At 66.1% G+C, this 15,761-nt stretch carries 17 protein-coding genes; 8 read left to right on the forward strand and 9 right to left on the reverse strand.

The genetic code is table 11. From position 1 onward, the window contains the following. Positions 1–4: 4 nt before the first annotated feature. From AB0J36_RS01575 to AB0J36_RS01610, 8 genes are all read right to left on the reverse strand, one after another. Positions 5–205, reverse strand: coding sequence for a hypothetical protein (locus tag AB0J36_RS01575; RefSeq protein ID WP_363659982.1), 201 nt, complete (start codon positions 203–205; stop codon positions 5–7). Between the two features lie 33 nt (positions 206–238). Beyond that, positions 239–1,096: a type II secretion system F family protein gene (locus AB0J36_RS01580; protein ID WP_363659983.1), complete on the reverse strand. Its 858-nt coding sequence runs from the start codon at positions 1,094–1,096 to the stop codon at positions 239–241. Beyond that, entirely contained in the window at positions 1,093–1,995 is a 903-nt protein-coding gene (locus AB0J36_RS01585) for a type II secretion system F family protein (RefSeq protein ID WP_363659984.1), read from the reverse strand. Before AB0J36_RS01585 ends, AB0J36_RS01580 begins: the two co-directional genes overlap by 4 nt. After that, positions 1,992–3,368, reverse strand: coding sequence for an ATPase, T2SS/T4P/T4SS family (locus AB0J36_RS01590; protein WP_363659985.1), 1,377 nt, complete (start codon positions 3,366–3,368; stop codon positions 1,992–1,994). Before AB0J36_RS01590 ends, AB0J36_RS01585 begins: the two co-directional genes overlap by 4 nt. A gap of 139 nt (positions 3,369–3,507) precedes the next feature. After that, entirely contained in the window at positions 3,508–4,314 is an 807-nt protein-coding gene (locus AB0J36_RS01595; RefSeq protein WP_363659986.1) for a ParA family protein, read from the reverse strand. 1 nt (position 4,315) lies between these two features. Further along, positions 4,316–4,996, reverse strand: a complete 681-nt coding sequence (locus AB0J36_RS01600; RefSeq protein WP_363659987.1) for an SAF domain-containing protein — start codon at positions 4,994–4,996, stop codon at positions 4,316–4,318. After that, complete coding sequence (locus tag AB0J36_RS01605) at positions 4,993–5,862, reverse strand: hypothetical protein (protein WP_363659988.1); 870 nt, start codon at positions 5,860–5,862, stop codon at positions 4,993–4,995. Before AB0J36_RS01605 ends, AB0J36_RS01600 begins: the two co-directional genes overlap by 4 nt. A 14-nt stretch (positions 5,863–5,876) precedes the next feature. Further along, positions 5,877–6,449 carry a hypothetical protein gene (locus AB0J36_RS01610; RefSeq protein WP_363659989.1) on the reverse strand — a complete coding sequence of 191 codons (573 nt, stop codon included), beginning with the start codon at positions 6,447–6,449 and terminating at the stop codon, positions 5,877–5,879. A 302-nt stretch (positions 6,450–6,751) separates the two neighbouring features. Here AB0J36_RS01610 and AB0J36_RS01615 point away from each other — a divergent pair, with 302 nt between their 5' ends. The 5 genes from AB0J36_RS01615 (at position 6,752) to AB0J36_RS01635 (ending at position 10,340) form a co-directional block, all read left to right on the forward strand. Then, complete coding sequence (locus AB0J36_RS01615; protein WP_363659990.1) at positions 6,752–7,201, forward strand: hypothetical protein; 450 nt, start codon at positions 6,752–6,754, stop codon at positions 7,199–7,201. After that, positions 7,201–7,821 (forward strand): hypothetical protein, encoded by a 621-nt coding sequence (locus tag AB0J36_RS01620; RefSeq protein ID WP_363659991.1) that lies wholly within the window; start codon positions 7,201–7,203, stop codon positions 7,819–7,821. Before AB0J36_RS01615 ends, AB0J36_RS01620 begins: the two co-directional genes overlap by 1 nt. Positions 7,822–7,905: 84 nt before the next feature. Next, positions 7,906–8,415, forward strand: a complete 510-nt coding sequence (locus AB0J36_RS01625) for a hypothetical protein (RefSeq protein WP_363659992.1) — start codon at positions 7,906–7,908, stop codon at positions 8,413–8,415. After that, on the forward strand, positions 8,415–9,719 hold the full coding sequence (locus tag AB0J36_RS01630; protein ID WP_363659993.1) for an MAB_1171c family putative transporter: 1,305 nt from the start codon (positions 8,415–8,417) through the stop codon (positions 9,717–9,719). Before AB0J36_RS01625 ends, AB0J36_RS01630 begins: the two co-directional genes overlap by 1 nt. A 102-nt stretch (positions 9,720–9,821) precedes the next feature. Beyond that, positions 9,822–10,340 (forward strand): hypothetical protein, encoded by a 519-nt coding sequence (locus AB0J36_RS01635; protein ID WP_363660028.1) that lies wholly within the window; start codon positions 9,822–9,824, stop codon positions 10,338–10,340. An 874-nt stretch (positions 10,341–11,214) separates the two neighbouring features. On the opposite strand, the gene AB0J36_RS01640 is transcribed toward AB0J36_RS01635, so the two are convergent. Then, a complete protein-coding gene (locus AB0J36_RS01640) occupies positions 11,215–12,243 on the reverse strand; it encodes a hypothetical protein (RefSeq protein ID WP_363659994.1) in 1,029 nt (342 codons plus the stop codon). A 426-nt stretch (positions 12,244–12,669) separates the two neighbouring features. On the opposite strand from AB0J36_RS01640, the gene AB0J36_RS01645 reads away from it, so the two are divergent. The 3 genes from AB0J36_RS01645 to AB0J36_RS01655 all read left to right on the forward strand — a co-directional run bounded on the left by AB0J36_RS01645 (position 12,670) and on the right by AB0J36_RS01655 (position 15,674). After that, a complete protein-coding gene (locus AB0J36_RS01645) occupies positions 12,670–13,527 on the forward strand; it encodes a hypothetical protein (protein ID WP_363659995.1) in 858 nt (285 codons plus the stop codon). Between the two features lie 729 nt (positions 13,528–14,256). Then, the gene (locus AB0J36_RS01650; RefSeq protein WP_363659996.1) at positions 14,257–14,802 is read left to right on the forward strand and encodes a DUF4240 domain-containing protein; all 546 of its coding nucleotides are present in this window, start codon (positions 14,257–14,259) and stop codon (positions 14,800–14,802) included. Positions 14,803–14,864: 62 nt separating this feature from the next. Further along, positions 14,865–15,674 (forward strand): DUF5984 family protein, encoded by an 810-nt coding sequence (locus AB0J36_RS01655; RefSeq protein ID WP_363659997.1) that lies wholly within the window; start codon positions 14,865–14,867, stop codon positions 15,672–15,674. Positions 15,675–15,761 lie beyond the last annotated feature (87 nt).

The following is a 15,761-nucleotide window of genomic DNA, read 5'->3' on the forward strand; positions in this document are numbered from 1 at the left end:
GGGGTCATGGCTGGGTCGGGATCAGGGCGACCCAGCCGTTGGCCACAGCCACGATCGCTCCCGCGACGACTACAGCGCCAGCAACGAGGATCGCGGTGATGACCGCCGTACCGACTGGGCTGTCACCACGGTCGGCCTGGGCCGGATCGGTCATCTCCTGCCAGCGCGTCGCCAGGTAGGCGGTGACGCCGTGGATGGTGAGCATGGCGGTCTCCTTTCCTTGAGGGATGGTGCCGGGTCAGCGGACGAACAGACGGGCCATGAACGGGTAGCCGATGAGGACGAGGAGCACGAGGATCAAGGCAGCAGCGGGAACGTCGAGCTTGTTGGTACGCAGCTCGGCCTGCGCGAGGGCCTCGGTGCGTATCCGGTCGCGCATCGAGTCAGCTCGCGCGCGGAGCGTCTGGTGGACATTCGCGCCTTCGCTACCGGCGGTACGCATGATGTCCGCCAGATCGCCCAGCTCAACGACCTCGATGTCGCGGGCGAGTGCCTTCAGTTCGTCCCACGGTGGTCGCAGTTGCAGCTGGGCACTGAGCAAGGCTTCCCGGATGCGGACGAAGACCCAGCCGTGGCAGACGCTCGCGGCTCGGTCCAGCGACTCCACGGGACCATGGCCACCAAGGACCTGGTGTGCGGCGAGGTCCAGGTAGGTGCACATGGCCCGGGTGAATTCCGCTCGTGCGACCGCGGCCTTGGACACGACTTCACGGTGGGCCAGCACCGCGCCGGCCAGAGCGGCGGCGACGGTCACGCCCGCAGGGATGAACACGGAGACTCGCAGGGACAGCACCGCAACCGCGACGGTGATCAGGGCGGGAAGGATGAGGCAGAACAACGCCGTCAAACCCAGGGTGAGGAAGTACTGATCCGTGCTGCGGTCCAGCAGCCGCAGGTCGGCGTACGGGACCGTGAACCGCCGGCGGAGCCAGCTGATGCCTGCCGGGGTGTTGCTTCCGGCGCTCAACGGATGAAGCCGCCGAAGCGCGGGCCCCAGCGCAGGCGGAGCCGGAAGCATTTGTACGACCAGCAGGAACACGCCCAGCCCGACCATCGTGCCGGCGAGGATCATGGCGGTGAGGTAGCTGTTGGTCATGCTGCCGTCCAGGTCTGCGCTTCAGCCGGGGGCAGAAGGCGCTCCCGCCTGGGCGGCAGGCTGAGCTTGCGTACCGATGCCATGAGCACGATGTAGAGACCCGCGAGGAACAGCAACACGAGCTGCCCGAGCACACTGCCGTACGGCCGCAGATAGTGCGGGTTGATGACGCCGTACGCCAGCAACAGGATGGTCATGCCGGTCAGAAATCGGACGGCGAAGCGTGGGCCTTCGCGTTTTGCATCCACCGTCGATCGCATCTCGATCTCCGCAGCGATGGATCGACTGATTCCGGTCAGCACCTCGTGCAGCCCCTCGCCGCGGTCGGTGACGTGCAGCATGAGCGGGGCGATGACCTGATCGGCGGTGTAGTCGTCGAGGTCGTCGGCCATCTGCTGCAGGGCGACGGTCGGGTCGGCGCTGCCTTGCAGACGCGCCGCCAAGTCGCGGACCTGCTGCTCGATGAGTTGTGGCGCCGTCGCAGCGGTGGCGACGACGGCCTGCTGCAGGCCGATTCCCCGGGCGACGATGTCGGACAGGCGGCGAGTCCAGGCTTCCACGGCCTCGAGCCGGCCGATCGCCTGCTTCTCCGCGCGGCCGGCGGCGAACAGCCACGGTATGCCGGGGACAGCGATGCCGATGATCACACCGGCGGCAGGCCAACCGGTCAGCAGCCAGGTGAGGGCGCCGGCACCAATCGCCGTACTAACTTTGAGCTGGTGCACGCGTTGCTCCCGACGCGTGCGTCCGGGCCCGGCCCACCAGTGTCGGGCCCGCTGGTGCAGCGCCGACGGAGGACTTGGCGGGCGTGTCGTCCCCACAACACCCAGAACACCGACGACCGCACCGGCGACGGCCAGCATGCCCGCCAGCACCGCGGCGAGGTCGAGCAGGCTCATGGGCGCCTCGGCAGGGTGTCGAGTCCCGCCGTCCACGCGCCGTGGTTGTGCTCTCCCTGCTGGATGTAGGGGCTGAGCTGGCGCGGGTCGTAGCCGACACGCAGCAGGGGTTCAAGCAGCCGCTCCGGTAGGTGCCGGGGTACGGCCCGTCCGTCCGGCCCGGGACCGAAGACCTGGGTGGTGACGAGCTGGTCGCCGCTCATTCCGCCGACCTCAAGGACTTCGGAGATGTAGCGGTGCTTGCGCCCGCCAAGCTTGGTCTCGTCCTCGACGCTGACGTAAACGATCAGGTCAATCGCGCCTGCGGCCATCCGCCGTGCCAGTTCGGCGGTCATCTCGGGTCCGTGCTGCAATGCCAACTCGATGACACGGTCCATCACGGCGCGCGGGTGCCGGGCGTGGATGGTGCAAAGTGACCCCTTACTGGTGGCCATGGCTTGCAGCATCGGCACGATCTCGCGGGACCGGACCTCACCGACGATGATCCGCTGCACGGACATCCGAAGGGTCAGCGGAATCATGTCCATGATCGTCACCTCGCCGGCGGGTCGACCGTCGGCGCCGCGGGAGCCATGGCCTTCCCGGGACTCGAGGCTCATCGCCCACCGGTGCCGGCCGGTGGCGTGCAGGCCGAGCTCGCGGGACTCTTCCAGGGTGACGAACTGCTCCCGGTCAGGGATTTCGCGGGCCAGCCCTCGCAGCAAGGTGGTTTTGCCGGCATCGGCCAGTCCGGCCACCATGATGTTGAGCCCGGCGGCCATAGCCGCCTTGAGGAACTGGCAGATCAGGTCATCCATGGCGCCGTACCGATCGCGGAGATCCTCCAGGCTGACGTCCATCAGGGTGTGGCGGCGGATCGCCGCGTACGGACGCACCGACACCTGCATGAGTACGGTGAGGCGGCTCCCGTCCGGCAGTTGCATGTCCAGCCATGGCTTGGTGGAGGACAGCGAACGCTCGGTCGCGCCGGCGCGCATTGCAAGAACCTGGAACATGTCGACGAGTTCTTTGTCGCTCTCGGCGACTGGCTCGCCGACACTGATTCGTCCGTCGTCGTGCTCGATTCGTACGTTGTCGCAGCCGAGGATGTGGATGTTGACGATGTCTGGGCGATCGAGCAGCTGCTGTAGGCGCCCGAGGCCGAACATGTCGGCAGCGACCGCGTCGAGCAGTGCGTGTTCCTCCGCCTGCGAAACCGGCTGCCCGGCTTGGTGCAGCGCGTCAACGTGATCGCGTACCAGTCGAGCGGCGATGCGCTCCGCTTCGGCGTGCCGGTGGGCAGTGGAGACGTTGGGTGTCTCCCGAAGTGCAACGGTCAGCTCTGTGCTCACTCGGGCGCGCAGCAGCCGTACCGCCGCGTAGTCGATGCTCACCGGCGCAGGCTGTTGGGCAGCCGCGGCGGACGTCTCGGGTCGCGGTCTGAACCCTGCCGGAGTGCCGTTCGACGGCCAGCGGTGACTGTTCGGTCCAAAGCGGTCGCCCGCAGCCGACCAGCCGCTGGGTGGGCGCTCGTCAGGCACGGCTAATTCCCTCCGATGACGTAGGTGCCAAGTGGGCGCGCCGCCGCGCGATTGTGTCGCGTACCGCCGGCTCTGCACTGGCGACGGCCCGGAGCAGGCGCTCGGTGCCTCGCAACCGTCCGCCACCGTCGCTCAACACCTCGGCTGTACGCCGGTCGTCGGGGAGCTCAAACAGCGCGGGTAGCTGCAGCCGCTGTTCGATGTCGCGCCGGCCGTAGGGACCATCACCAATCAGCACCAAGGCAAGGGCTCCCGGCCCTTGGCCGTACTGGGTAAGTTCCCGCCGAAGCATGTCTGCCGTGCCGACGGCTGGCGCGATGGTGCGCAGGGTGCTCGCGCGGACCACCAGCAGCAACAGGTCGGCGCGGATCAGCAGTGGCCAGGGCGGTGCGCTGGTGGTGAGTCGGCCGCAGTCGGCGATGACGTCGTAGCCGGGCTCGTGGCGCTCCAACTGACTGAAGAAGGCGGTCAGCGGCTCCCAGGTCGGCCGGATCGTGCCCGCCTGGATCGTGTCGTTGATACCCGGTAGCACGAGCCGCTGACCTGGGTTCGTCGCGTCGAGGTCGACGAGCTGGTGGGCGAAGGTGTCGGCGAGTTCGTCGCGAAGCGCCGCCGCGGCCAGCGGCAGGAGGCCGATAGGCGGGATCTCAAGTCTGGACAGATAGCCGCTCAGGACGCTGCCGCCAGCCGGGTCGCATTCGGCTAACACCGTGCGCCTATGCCAGGACAAGGCGCACGCCAACGCGGTGGTGGTAACGCCGGGCGAACCCTTGGCCGAGACCATCGCGATGATTGCCACGTCAGCGCGCCGTGGTCAAGGCGACGACGACACGGCCGGCCGCTGCGCGGGAAGCAACGAGTGGCCCGTCGCGATCGGCGACTGCGACGTTGAGGAGCGTGGTCCCCTCCTTGGCTCCTGCTCGCACGTCCACCACGCTGGCCCTGATGCTGATCGGCGCGGCCGTCGTCTGCTGTTGGTTCGGGACCGGACCGTCGTCGCTGGTGACGACGAGCAGTAGGTGAGCGCCGGGCTTGACTCTCTCGGTGGGCATCCGTTCCTGCGGCAGGCTGAGTCCCACCAGCTGTTCACCCCGACCGGGTACGGCGGACTCGGTGAGCTGCGCCCGGGTCAGCAAGGTGCCGGGCACCAACGCGACCGCCGCGAACTTCCCGATGACCTCATCGGCAGCACTGGCCCTGATCGGCTTGAGGGCCGGATCGGCGGTGATGCGTACCGTGCTCAGATCTGACCGGTCGATGGTGGCGCCCATCTCGACCGTGCTGGTCACGGCCAGGTACTCGGCGGTGGTGCCGACCTTGCGCAATACCGCTGCGGCAATCAGCCCGCCCGCGGCGACCAATGCCACCGCCAGCCAGATGAGTGCCGGCCGCCAGCGGCGTTGCGGCGCGACGCGGGGAACGGCGTACGAGGTGGCTGCGGGCGAGGCAGCACGGGAAGACTTGACCGGTGCGCTGGTCATGAGGTGATCACCTGCAGTTCGTCGATGTCGATCGTGGCGGTGGAGGACAGGTCGACGGTCTGGGAGCCGCTGTTGCCGCCTCCGCCGCTCCAGGTGACCAGCCACGAGGTGGTGGCCGTGACGCTGTACCGGCCTCCGGGCCGAGTGCTGCTCGGCTGGGAGTAACCGTCGTATCCGCAGTCCGGCGATCTCCTATTGCCATACGAAGGTCGATACGGGGTGCCCGGCTTGGTGCAGGTGACGGAGTTGCCGTCGCCCATGCTCCAGACGATCTTTTGCGCCTGGGCGGTGGCGGTGACCGATCGGCCCGGCACTGCTGCCGTCCGCGTAACTGGTCCCCAGGTGTTGGGACTGACCCTGTTCCAGAGCCAGATCGGCAGACCAACCAGCCCGGCGCCGTCAGTCTGCGGAGCGATTCCGATGCTCGGACCGTCAAGGTTCATCTCGGCGATGGCTCGTTGCGCGAGCTCCTGGTACGACGGCAAGATTCCGGCTGGTGGATCCGGCGACCAGGTCGCAGGCGTCTGCGAGGCGACGCCGCCGTAGACGCCGCACGTGCGGATGCTCCAGTAGCCATCGGCCCGACCTCCCGGCGGCGGGGGGACTCGCCTGACGTAGCAGGATCCATCCCAGACGCCCAGCGCGTCGACGACACACGGCACGGTCTGCCCGTCGTAGCTGCAGCCCCGACCAGCGCCGCCTCCGCCGTTGTCGCCCCCGTCGTCGTTTCCGCCGCCCCCGGCACCGGGTTTCTCGACGATCCAGTAGCAGTTGCCCAAGGCGTCGCAGTGCTCGTAGTCGGCGTACGCCGTTCTCGGCGCGAGAAGACCGCCGCTGCCGACCGCCAGGACCAGAGCCGCGATCATGCGCGCCCCTCGACTCAGCATGGCCTCTCCCGCTGGGCATTGACCTCGCGAATCCGCCACTGGCCGTCGTCGAAGAGCTCAGCCTTCGCGATCACGACATACCGCGTTGCTTGTCTCGTGGTCCGCACCGACTTGCCGGTCTTCTTGGACACCACGTCCCACCTGCCGGTGTCGAAGCAGTCCTCGACCTCGGCGGTGAAGGGTCGTCGGCTCGTATCGACCTTGCTCACCTTGGGCGTCGAGGTGGGCTCACCCTTCGTTACGAATCCTTGCTGATACTTGATCAGCAGGTCCTGACGCACCGTCAGCAGCGCCGGATCGGCGACGAACTTGTCGAGTCGTACGTTGTAGTCGCCCTCGTTTGACGCGGTGACATAGGCCCGGACGTAGTCTTGGTACGCGGCCAGTGTGGATGCTCTCGCACGAGAGTCCTCCGCGTCGACGCTTGGAGCCGATAGCGAACTGGCTGGTCCTGCACCCGGTTGGGCACCGTCGTCGCCCGCCGTACAGGCGGCCAAGTTCAAGGTGAGGGCAATTGCCAGAGCTGCAACGGTGGCCCGGCTCGTGATCAGTTGGATCTGATACAACGACACATCCCCCTTTGACTAGGTGTCCAGCCATGGCCATGCCGCCGTCTGCGAGGCGAGCTCCGTCGCAGGTCGGCATAGAGATCACTGCAGCCAGTTCGCGGTCGAGTACGGCAGGTCGTAATGGCGCTGCAGCCACCGTGGTGGAGTGCTCTGGCAGCGGGTGATGACACTTCAGCCCCCGTGGCCACACCCGCTGCCAGAGGCTGTAATGCTACGCATACAGTGCGCAGTCATGTCAATGCTTGATTCCATCGAGGGCCGTCGTGTAAACCTTGTGTTCCAAGTCGCAAGGAGTCCCGATGGTCGAGGCCAACGATTCAGCCGGCGAGACGTTCGCCAAGCGACTCGACTGGCTATTTCTCCACGTCACGGACCCTGCAGGGAAGCCCTACAGCGTCCGTTACGTTGCGAACGAGCTAACACGGCGAGGTTGCAAGATCTCCCACACCCACCTGAGCAACCTCCGGCAGGGTCGATCGCCCGACCCGCGACGCTCGGTTGTTGACGCCATTGCAGCCTTCTTTGGGCAGCCGCCCACCTTTTTTGCTGAGGCCTCAGAGGATCAACACGAGCACCCACTCGCACAGGCCTTGGCCGATCCCCACATCAAGCAGGTGGCCATGCGCCTGGTAGACGCGCGGCTATCGCCTGAGGGACATGCGGCAGTTGTCGCAATGATCGAGCAGGTACAGCGGCTGGAGGCAGCCGCCCGCGGCCGGTTGGAGAGCACCGATCGGCAGCGCCAGTGATGACCGACGCCTCTAAACGATCAAGATACCGACCGCCGGTCACCGCCGGCTGCGTACGGCTGCAAAGCTGGTGGTGGTACGACGATCGGACTGCAGCGCGGTACAAGCATCAGATTCGTCGATGCGACGGGATCTTGCGCAGCCTCTCGATCTCACTGCCCTTCACCGTGGACGACTTCTGCGCGGAGCTGCAGCGGGCCCGGGGCCGACCGCTGATCGTACGAGTTGTCCAGACGCGCCAGGCAGACGCTCGCGCCATGTGGTGCCGAGGTGCGACGACAGATCACATCCTGATCGGATCGGCCCCACCTCGCCTCCACCGCGACCATCTCGTCCTGCACGGCATCGGTCATATGGTCTTCGATCACATCGGTCGCCCAGCTGTCGCACGCGACATCAGGAACGCGCTCCGTGCAGCCGACATGGCCAGCCTGCGGCGAAGTCTCAAGCGCGTTGTCTACACGCAACACGAGGAACACGAGGCCGAGGTGTTCGCGACCCGCCTGCTGGAACTGAGCGACGGCTGGCTGATGCCAAAACGACCTCCAGAGGCCCACACACTCTTGCTGGAGCAGCTATCCACTGTTCTCGAGTACCAGCCAGGCAGGGCAGGGCAGTGAGACCGCCGACACCTCGCCACCGAGCCATTTCATGCCGGATCCCGATGATCAGGGAAATCGATGCGACGTCATCGCGATAGCAGTGTGAGCCACCTGCGGCATCAAGCGACGCAGCTTCTCTCCGCGCTCGATCTGTCCTCCACTTTTACCTTCGCGCAGCTTCACGACCGGATCGAGTGCCGCCGTCAACGACAGGTGCACCTCATCCCCCGACACCTGCCGGCCCTTGCACCTCATGGCCTCTGGGTGGCAGGCGAGTTTGCCGACTACGTCTTCTACGATGCCAACGCCAGCAAGGTGCGGCAGAGCCTCATCATCGGCCACGAATACGGCCACATGATGTTCGACAACATCGCCACCCCTAGCGACCTCGAATGTCTCGCGGCCATGCTCATGCCGTCGGTGGATCCGTCTGTGCCCGAGATCGCACTGGCGCGGCTTACCTATGACGAGCCGATCGAGCGCCGTGCAGAGGTCTTCGGGACGGTAGTTGTGCAACGCGCCGAATCATGGTCCACGATTCCGACCTCCGCGCCGGCCGATCCCCGAGTCTCCGCCAGGCTGGTGGCGACGCTGGAAGGCCGGGTTGCCTGATGTTGAGCCTCGCTCGCGGCATCATGATCGCCGTGACGCTCATCTGCTGGGGTATGAGCCTCTACAAATTGCGCGACTTGGCACGGGACCGAAGCAACCGCCCTCTTCGCGCACTGTGCCTTGCCCTAATCACGATCACCGTCTCAATGACCCTGCAGCCGCTCATGCCAACGGTCGACCAACTGTTCGGGATCCCAGACATCACTCGACTGACGTCGAACTGTCTCTCGCTCGTGTGCGCCACCGCGGCACAAGCATTCCTGCTCTACATGACCAGCGGCGACATCAGCACCCAACGACGGGTGCGACGGCTGACCATTACTCTGGCCCTAACTATCGCCGTCATGATCATAATGTTTGTCGTGACGCCCACGGAAGTCAGTCCCTCCAATCCGCGGGTACGTGCCAACGATTACTCCGGCGAGCCCTTCCACCCGCCCTTCCACTTCGTGCACCTGACGTACCTGTTCGTGTATCTGGCGTACCTCGGCTGGTCACTGACACAAGTAGTGGTTCTGGCGAACCGCTACGCCAGCATCGCCCACCGTCCGCTCTTGCGCTTCGGCCTCCGGATGATCACGGCTGGCTCTCTGTGGGGCCTCGCATATGTGGTCGCCAAGCTCGTGGCCGTTGGCATGGGAAACAGGTCTCCAGGCTGGGCACTGATCACGGACGCAGTGGTAGTACTGACGTTCAGCACGTCGATTCTGCTGGTCCTGATCGGATCGACGATCCCTTCCTGGGGTCCTCGCGTGGGGTTAGACCGGCTGTGGGTCGGGGTCGCAGCATTTCGGGACTACTACCGGCTGTACCCGTTGTGGGCGCGGATCCATGCCGTGTTGCCCGAGATCGCGCTACTACCGCCGCCGTCTTGTGTACGCGGCGCTCTATCGATCGCCCGGAACGCCTCCATGCGACGGGTCAGGATCACCGTGGAGATTCTCGACGGCTACGCCACCCTGCGGCCCTGGATGTCAACGGCAGTCGCTGGGGTAGCACATGACGCTGCGCAGGAGAGCGGCCTCCTCGGTGAGCAGCAGACCGCCCTGGTGGAGGCCGTCATCATCCGTGCGGCACTAGCATCCCGGCTTCATGGCGCACCCCCCTCCAGCGAGGCCGACGCGGCCCCCGCACTGCCGCTGGGTCCGCTCCGTCATTCGGCCACTGCTGACCTCGCAGCCGCTGACCAGGTGACCTGGCTTGCCCTGGTGGCACGGGCGATCTCATCGCCGCTGGCCGACAGGATCGTCGCGCACGTCGAATCAGTAACCTCCCCTATCACCCCGCAGTCGTCCGAGAGGTAGAACTTCATCGTGTCCGCAGTCGTTGACCTGCCAGCCGACAGAGCCTCGCGAGCGGCGCGGGTCGTCACCGAAGTATGTGCACCGGCAGTTTTCGCGGCCGTGATGCCGTTGGTCATCGCCCTGCACAGCACCGCTCCTGCGGTATTGACCGGCCTCGGCTGGGCACTGCTCGCCATACTGTTCGGCTCCGTTGTCCCGTACGGCGTCATCTGGCTTGGCGTACGACGGGGACGACTCACCGACCACCACATCGGCGTACGCGAGCAGCGTCGCATGCCCTTGGTCTACGGATTGTTGTCCGTCCTTGTTGGTCTCGCCGTGCTCGTCGTCGCGGGTGCGCCTCGCCCGCTGATCGCGATGGTCGTGGTGATGTTCGCGGTGCTGCTCATCGTCACCGCGATCAACCAGGTGTGGAAGCTCAGTGCCCACTCTGCGGTAGCCAGCGGGTCGATGTCCGTACTGATCATCGTGTTCGGGCTGGCGCTCATCCCATCGCTGGCGATCGTCGCGCTGGTGGGTTGGTCTCGTGTACGGCTGGGTGATCACACGGTTAGTCAGGTTGTCGCGGGCGCCGTCGCCGGCATCCTCATCGCTGTGCCGACGTTCGTCCTCCTCGCTTAGACCGACGTGGACTGCAGCAGGTCGGCGGCAGTTGGCGCCCCGGCGACGCTCAGACCGTTGGCTAAGCGATATCTCGTGGGTCAGCTTCGCGACTCCACCTCGATGCTCGCACTGGCCGTCTTCGGCGTGACAGCCTTGATGCGCACGCGCTCCGACGGCGCCGTGTCCCGAGTCCGGTAGGCCCAATCGTCGCCGACGACGTACTGCGATGCATCGAACGGCACCTGAACCGCCCGCCGGATGCTGCCCCTGCCATCTCACATGTGACCCGCTCGCGCAGCGCCCTGACATCAACTGATGGCCAACGCTCACCAGATCGTGAGGTTCTTTTGCCGAGAACGAAGCTCGTCGGTATAACCGACCGATGGATGACATCGCGGTGGGTTGTTGGTGCTCAACGCCGGCTGCGGCGATGAACGGGGCCGATCGTGGCCGCGCTCGCCGGTCGGCTTGAGATTCAGCCTCCTGGCGGCCGCGATGAGGTCGTGACTGCTGCTGGCTGAAGACTTTCTCATTGCTGCCAGGGGCCTGCGGGTTCGCGGCAGCGTATCGGGACGGTGGTGATGCCGGGCTGCCGTGCCGGCTTGGAGGACTGGCGCGACTGGGCCCAGGTGTTAACGGGCAACTCGCCGTGGCTGGGACACGATACGAGGCGACCGGGGCATCAGCCGCAATAGCCGCGTCCGCCTCTGCGGGATACTCCGGCTGGAGGTCGTCCCAGACGACCAGCCAGGATCCGTAGAGCTGCGCGCTTGGCCCCTCCGGCCGGGCGAGGAACCAGACGTGCAGGTGAGAGCTGCCGTCGCCGATGCGGTAGATGTGGCTCAGATGCCCTGCTCCCGGCCGCCCGGCGTCGAGCCCTCTCGTGCCTGTCTTACGCAGTCTGGGTCTGTGCGCGTGGTCCCGAATGGTCGTCGACGGCACCGCCGACCTCCGCGTCGACGGGGTCCGGTTGGGTCGGTACGGGAACGCCGATTCCGTCGTGCGAGCCATTCGGTTCGTGTCGGCGAGCCGCAGGCGGCGGCATTGGCGGTGCCGCGAGGACAAGCGCGACGAGCAGCAGCGTGGCGAACACCAACTCGACGAGGACCGCAGGCATCACGATCTGCGGACCGGGATCTTGCCACCAGTGATCGCCTACGCTCGCGATAACACCGGCCAGTACCGGGGTCAGCAGGCCGTAGGCGAGCATCCCGTACACCACGAACGTCAGCGACCGAACGCGCGAGGTCCGCGTCTTGTTCTCGGCCGCGTGCTGACGCCGCGCGCGTCGGCGCCACCGGGCGAGGACCAGGACAGCGAGGCCCAACAGGACCGCCACTGGCACGGCCCATACGATCCACAGCCAGAGCATTCGAGGCGCGTCGTCTGAGACAAGTCGCAGGTACCGGTCTGCCGTCATCGCCAGCAGCAGGCAGATCCCGACTGTCACGCCGTAGATCATCCCGGCCGCGATGCGCGGCAGGTTGACGATCGCGGGGTCCGGCTGGCCCAGTTCGGACCGCTGGTCCGTGTTCGTCTGGCCTGTGCCGTCTGCTAGCTGTGGTTGCTTGGCGTGGGTGTCGAGATGGGCTGCCAGCAGCCAGCAAATGCTGGATACGACGCCGGCGGCACCGACGCCAAGCATGCCGCTGGCGAACATTCCGTCGGTCCAGACCCGAGCGCATTCGCCGTCGTTTCCGCTGCCAGTGACGTGGCTGAAAAGGTAGCTGTCGAAGCCGAGCACGATGAAGGTCGGGCTCAGTACCGCTAGCGCCTGGGTGTATCGGCCACCCCGCATGGCGAACAGCATCACGATGCCAGTGAACACGAAACCGGCGAGGACCCCTGCGAATTGGGAGTTGGTCGAGGCCGAGGTGATGATGCTCCACCCATGGCTCGCGCACGCTTGGGCCGGATCCATACGGACAGGATCGGGGACAACCGCGATGGGGAGTAGGTGCCTGACCGCTACCTGACACCCCAACCGGTCGCGGTCACACGGTGGTGGGGTGTACACCCCACCGTCGCAATGGCCACCGGTGTGAGTCCAGCGGTACACCTCCAACGCCGCGACGACCCCGGCGAGTGTCGCCCCGACCGCATCAATGATCACCTCGGGGCGACGCAGCGGTGGTGTAGCGGAGCGGCAGCCCATCGTGCGGCTGGCGGCGAAGTGCGCTCTGCACCGCACCCTGACGCTCACGGGCAGTGCCGACGCTGATGACGCGATGATGGTTGAGCTGGCGCGGCATATAGTCACGCGGTGCAACGAGTAGGCCGCAGGCTGACGAAGGCTATGGCAATTGGTGGCGCAGCCCTAGCAACTGCTTGGACCCTCCGACGCATCATGCGGGAGCTTTCCACACGGGGTCTGGCAGTTGAGGGCGGTCTCGCCGCCGCGGCGCCCAATCGTGAAGCCAAGCCTGCGACGGAGGAGCAGCCGACCGCTATCGACGCCCCTGCCTCGACCGTCACCGTTGCTTCAAACTCAGTTGGCCGGCCCTGCCGCCTACCCTGGCACGTGCATGAACATAAACAAGGGTGCGAGGAGAACGCCGAGGTGGCGGACACTAATGGCGACCGGTATCACCGTGCAGAACTGCGGATCCTCCGGGTCCAGGCGGCGATGAGCGCGCTGGCCCTCGTAGTGGCGGGTGCAGGCGCATTCGTGGCGTACCGCGCGTTCACCAGCCAGCAGCAGGTCATCGAGGAGCAGCAGGACTTTGCCAGCGAGCAGCGGGAACAGGACCGCAGGCGCAACGCAAACCTGGTGGCATACTGGGATGAAAGGGGCGAAGACGGAACGGTCGTCACTCACCTGCAGAACCGGTCGGCAGCACCGCTGCGTTACGTGAGTCTGTTGAACTTCATCATCGGCGGTCCGCCGCTCGCCGAACGGCGCCGCGTCGACCGTGAGTACTTCGCCATATCGGTGGTGCCGCCCTGCTCGACCATCGCGATCACACTCGACGCCGCCGTCACAGAAACGAAAAGGTGGTACGTCGGGGGCGTGTTGTTCGGCGACCCGGTCGGCGCCTGGGTCAAGTACGACGGCGTATCGGAGGAGATCAATGCATCTCTCCTCACGGCGGACTCGCCAGTCGAGTTTGCTCCGGTCGCTTATCAGACGGTTACCTACTACGATCGTTACCTCGGTGCCCGTAAGTTCCCCGCGCAACTTGAACGGGAGACTTCCTGCGGTTAAGTCAACGCGGGACCTGTGCCAACACGCAGGCCCGACTCGGTTGCGACCTGCTCGGATCCTGCCCGGCCGGGCACGCGCGCCAGTGGAGGCAGCAGCGCAAAGCGCGCCGATCTCAGCCTGGATTACCCCGGTGGTCGTCGCCGAAGGCCCGCAGCCCGCCTGCCGGCTGCTGGCTGCCGGCAGGCGGCTGTGAGCTGGCTGCGGAGGGCGACTCGTCCTGCTGCCCTATGCATCACCGCCGATGGCGCACACGAGGTCAGCCGGCGCACGACTGCGAGAACGAGGAACCGCAGCTAGGAGTTGGCGCAGTTGAGCGTCGTACGACGCTTCTGGGTGCAGTTCAAAGCCGTTCAGGGCACAGGGCTGCTCCCAGCCTGCTCCGCCATACGGGCTCGGACCGGACCAGAGACCGCCGGCTGATGGCGAGCTGGCACCCCTACGCCTGCTGTTACCAGCGGCGCGCTCCGCGGCCATCTTGATCGCTTGGAAGCACTGCACGGACGCTGTATCAGCGCAGACCCGCGCGCGGCCGGCCGATCGACGTCGTCTCGGTGGTCGAGCCATTGACGTACTGCCCGCGAGGTCGATGTCAGTCAGTCCGAAGTGCCGATCGCGGCAGATCCGGATGCCCGATCTTGAATCACGTAGGCTCGGGCTCACCCTTGCGGCCTTCGGAAGGCACCGTGCGGCGACCTCCGACGCACAGGACCGGCTTGGTACGGTCTGGCAGTGGAGTGGGCGGTGTTCTGGCGCATCGTCGAAGGTGCCCGGGCTGAGGTGGGGGCCGATACCGAACGCGTCGCCCAGGTGCTCCTCCGCAGCCTTCACGCATTGACTCCAGACGAGATCGAACAGTTTGAGGAACTCCGGTTCCAGGCACAAAACGAGCTCTACCGCTGGCCGATCCGGGACGCTGCGACACTCCTACTGGGCCTCTTGGACGACGATGACTTTCTCTCGGTACAGGACTGGATCCTGTCGCACGGGCGGCAAACCATCCAGCGCGTCCAGGACCACCCTGACAGCCTTGTCGACTTGGCACCCGACCGGCGCAACGCTCGGATCGACTGGTTTTGCGGCCTCCCGCTCGAGGCGCACATCGCCGCAACCGGGGCTCCGTTCGCTATAGACGGGCCTTCCGGATCAGACACACCCGTCGGAACTCCGGCCGACCTGACTGACGAGACCGGCACGAGGCAACGATTTCCCAGACTCACGGCATACCTCGACAGCAATCCGTGGATCGAGCGCCCATGGGAACGCGCGACCAACTGACCGCCGTACGCACTCGACGGCGGCTTTCGATCGCCCGCCGGAAGTTACGGGATACTGCCTTGATGATCAGGTTCCGGTTCGAGCTGTACCCACTGGACGAGGTGTCGCCGTGGGGCGGTGACCAGCCGAGGCTCCACTGGTTCGGGCTCACCGAGGGCTGGTACTGGCTTGAAGCAAGCGGGCAGGAGCTGCTGTGCCGCACCCGGGAAGTTCACCCGCATCCCTACATCGACTATTACCTGGCCCGGCTCTGGGAAGACGTCATCGTCCTTACACCTGAGGTGCTGGAGCTGGTGCCCGACGATCTGCAGCCATTCATTGCCTCCGACCCCGCGCAGTGGACATGTGACCCGCTCGAGTTCGTGGCCGAACCGGGCGATGAACGGACCGACAACGGGAACGCGGACGTGCCCGACCATCCAGTTGTCACGGCGGCGATCTGGCACGGCGAGCACCATCTGGACCTCGGATACCTGCGCAATCCTCCCAAGCTCCGGCTCTGGCGTACCACCCGCGGCGATCGCGACGAGATCACCATGGATTGGCGGCACGAGGACGACGGCGAGATCGGTTTCACCGCCGATCCCGCAGTCCGGCTCAGCGTCCCGACCACCGCATACCTTGAGGCCGTGCACACCCTCAACCGCGAGCTGATGGACGCCATGGGGCAGCGGGTCGATGAGCTTGAACGCCGCGGCGGGCTACCTGGCGTGGACCTTGACCTCGTCCATCTGCGGCGGGAACACGAAGACCGGCGGCATTGGCTTGCCAAGAACCTCGACCGCTGCCCAAAGACCGACTGGAACCTTATCCGCCAAGGTGCCCGCCTGCTGCTCGGTGACGTTCAACGGGCCGACGCCCCAACCGGCTAGGCATACCTTCGAGCACCTGACCGGGACAGCATCCGCTCATCGACAGATGCGGATCCGCTTGTGCTAGGGGCCCTGCTAGAAACGCCT

The organism is Micromonospora sp. NPDC049662 (genome assembly GCF_040675055.1).
In the GTDB taxonomy this organism is placed as follows: Bacteria; Actinomycetota; Actinomycetes; order Mycobacteriales; family Micromonosporaceae; genus Micromonospora.

Excerpts from the sequence above, each read along its gene's own strand:
- AB0J36_RS01575 (WP_363659982.1), bottom strand. The coding sequence starts at position 205 with ATGCTCACCATCCACGGCGTCACCGCCTACCTGGCGACGCGCTGGCAG.
- AB0J36_RS01655 (WP_363659997.1), top strand. The coding sequence starts at position 14,865 with ATGATCAGGTTCCGGTTCGAGCTGTACCCACTGGACGAGGTGTCGCCG.
- AB0J36_RS01640 (WP_363659994.1), bottom strand. The coding sequence starts at position 12,243 with ATGGATCCGGCCCAAGCGTGCGCGAGCCATGGGTGGAGCATCATCACC.
- AB0J36_RS01615 (WP_363659990.1), top strand. The coding sequence starts at position 6,752 with ATGGTCGAGGCCAACGATTCAGCCGGCGAGACGTTCGCCAAGCGACTC.
- AB0J36_RS01645 (WP_363659995.1), top strand. The coding sequence starts at position 12,670 with ATGCGGGAGCTTTCCACACGGGGTCTGGCAGTTGAGGGCGGTCTCGCC.
- AB0J36_RS01635 (WP_363660028.1), top strand. The coding sequence starts at position 9,822 with ATGCCGTTGGTCATCGCCCTGCACAGCACCGCTCCTGCGGTATTGACC.
- AB0J36_RS01605 (WP_363659988.1), bottom strand. The coding sequence starts at position 5,862 with ATGATCGCGGCTCTGGTCCTGGCGGTCGGCAGCGGCGGTCTTCTCGCG.
- AB0J36_RS01620 (WP_363659991.1), top strand. The coding sequence starts at position 7,201 with ATGACCGACGCCTCTAAACGATCAAGATACCGACCGCCGGTCACCGCC.
- AB0J36_RS01585 (WP_363659984.1), bottom strand. The coding sequence starts at position 1,995 with ATGAGCCTGCTCGACCTCGCCGCGGTGCTGGCGGGCATGCTGGCCGTC.
- AB0J36_RS01630 (WP_363659993.1), top strand. The coding sequence starts at position 8,415 with ATGTTGAGCCTCGCTCGCGGCATCATGATCGCCGTGACGCTCATCTGC.
- AB0J36_RS01580 (WP_363659983.1), bottom strand. The coding sequence starts at position 1,096 with ATGACCAACAGCTACCTCACCGCCATGATCCTCGCCGGCACGATGGTC.
- AB0J36_RS01600 (WP_363659987.1), bottom strand. The coding sequence starts at position 4,996 with ATGACCAGCGCACCGGTCAAGTCTTCCCGTGCTGCCTCGCCCGCAGCC.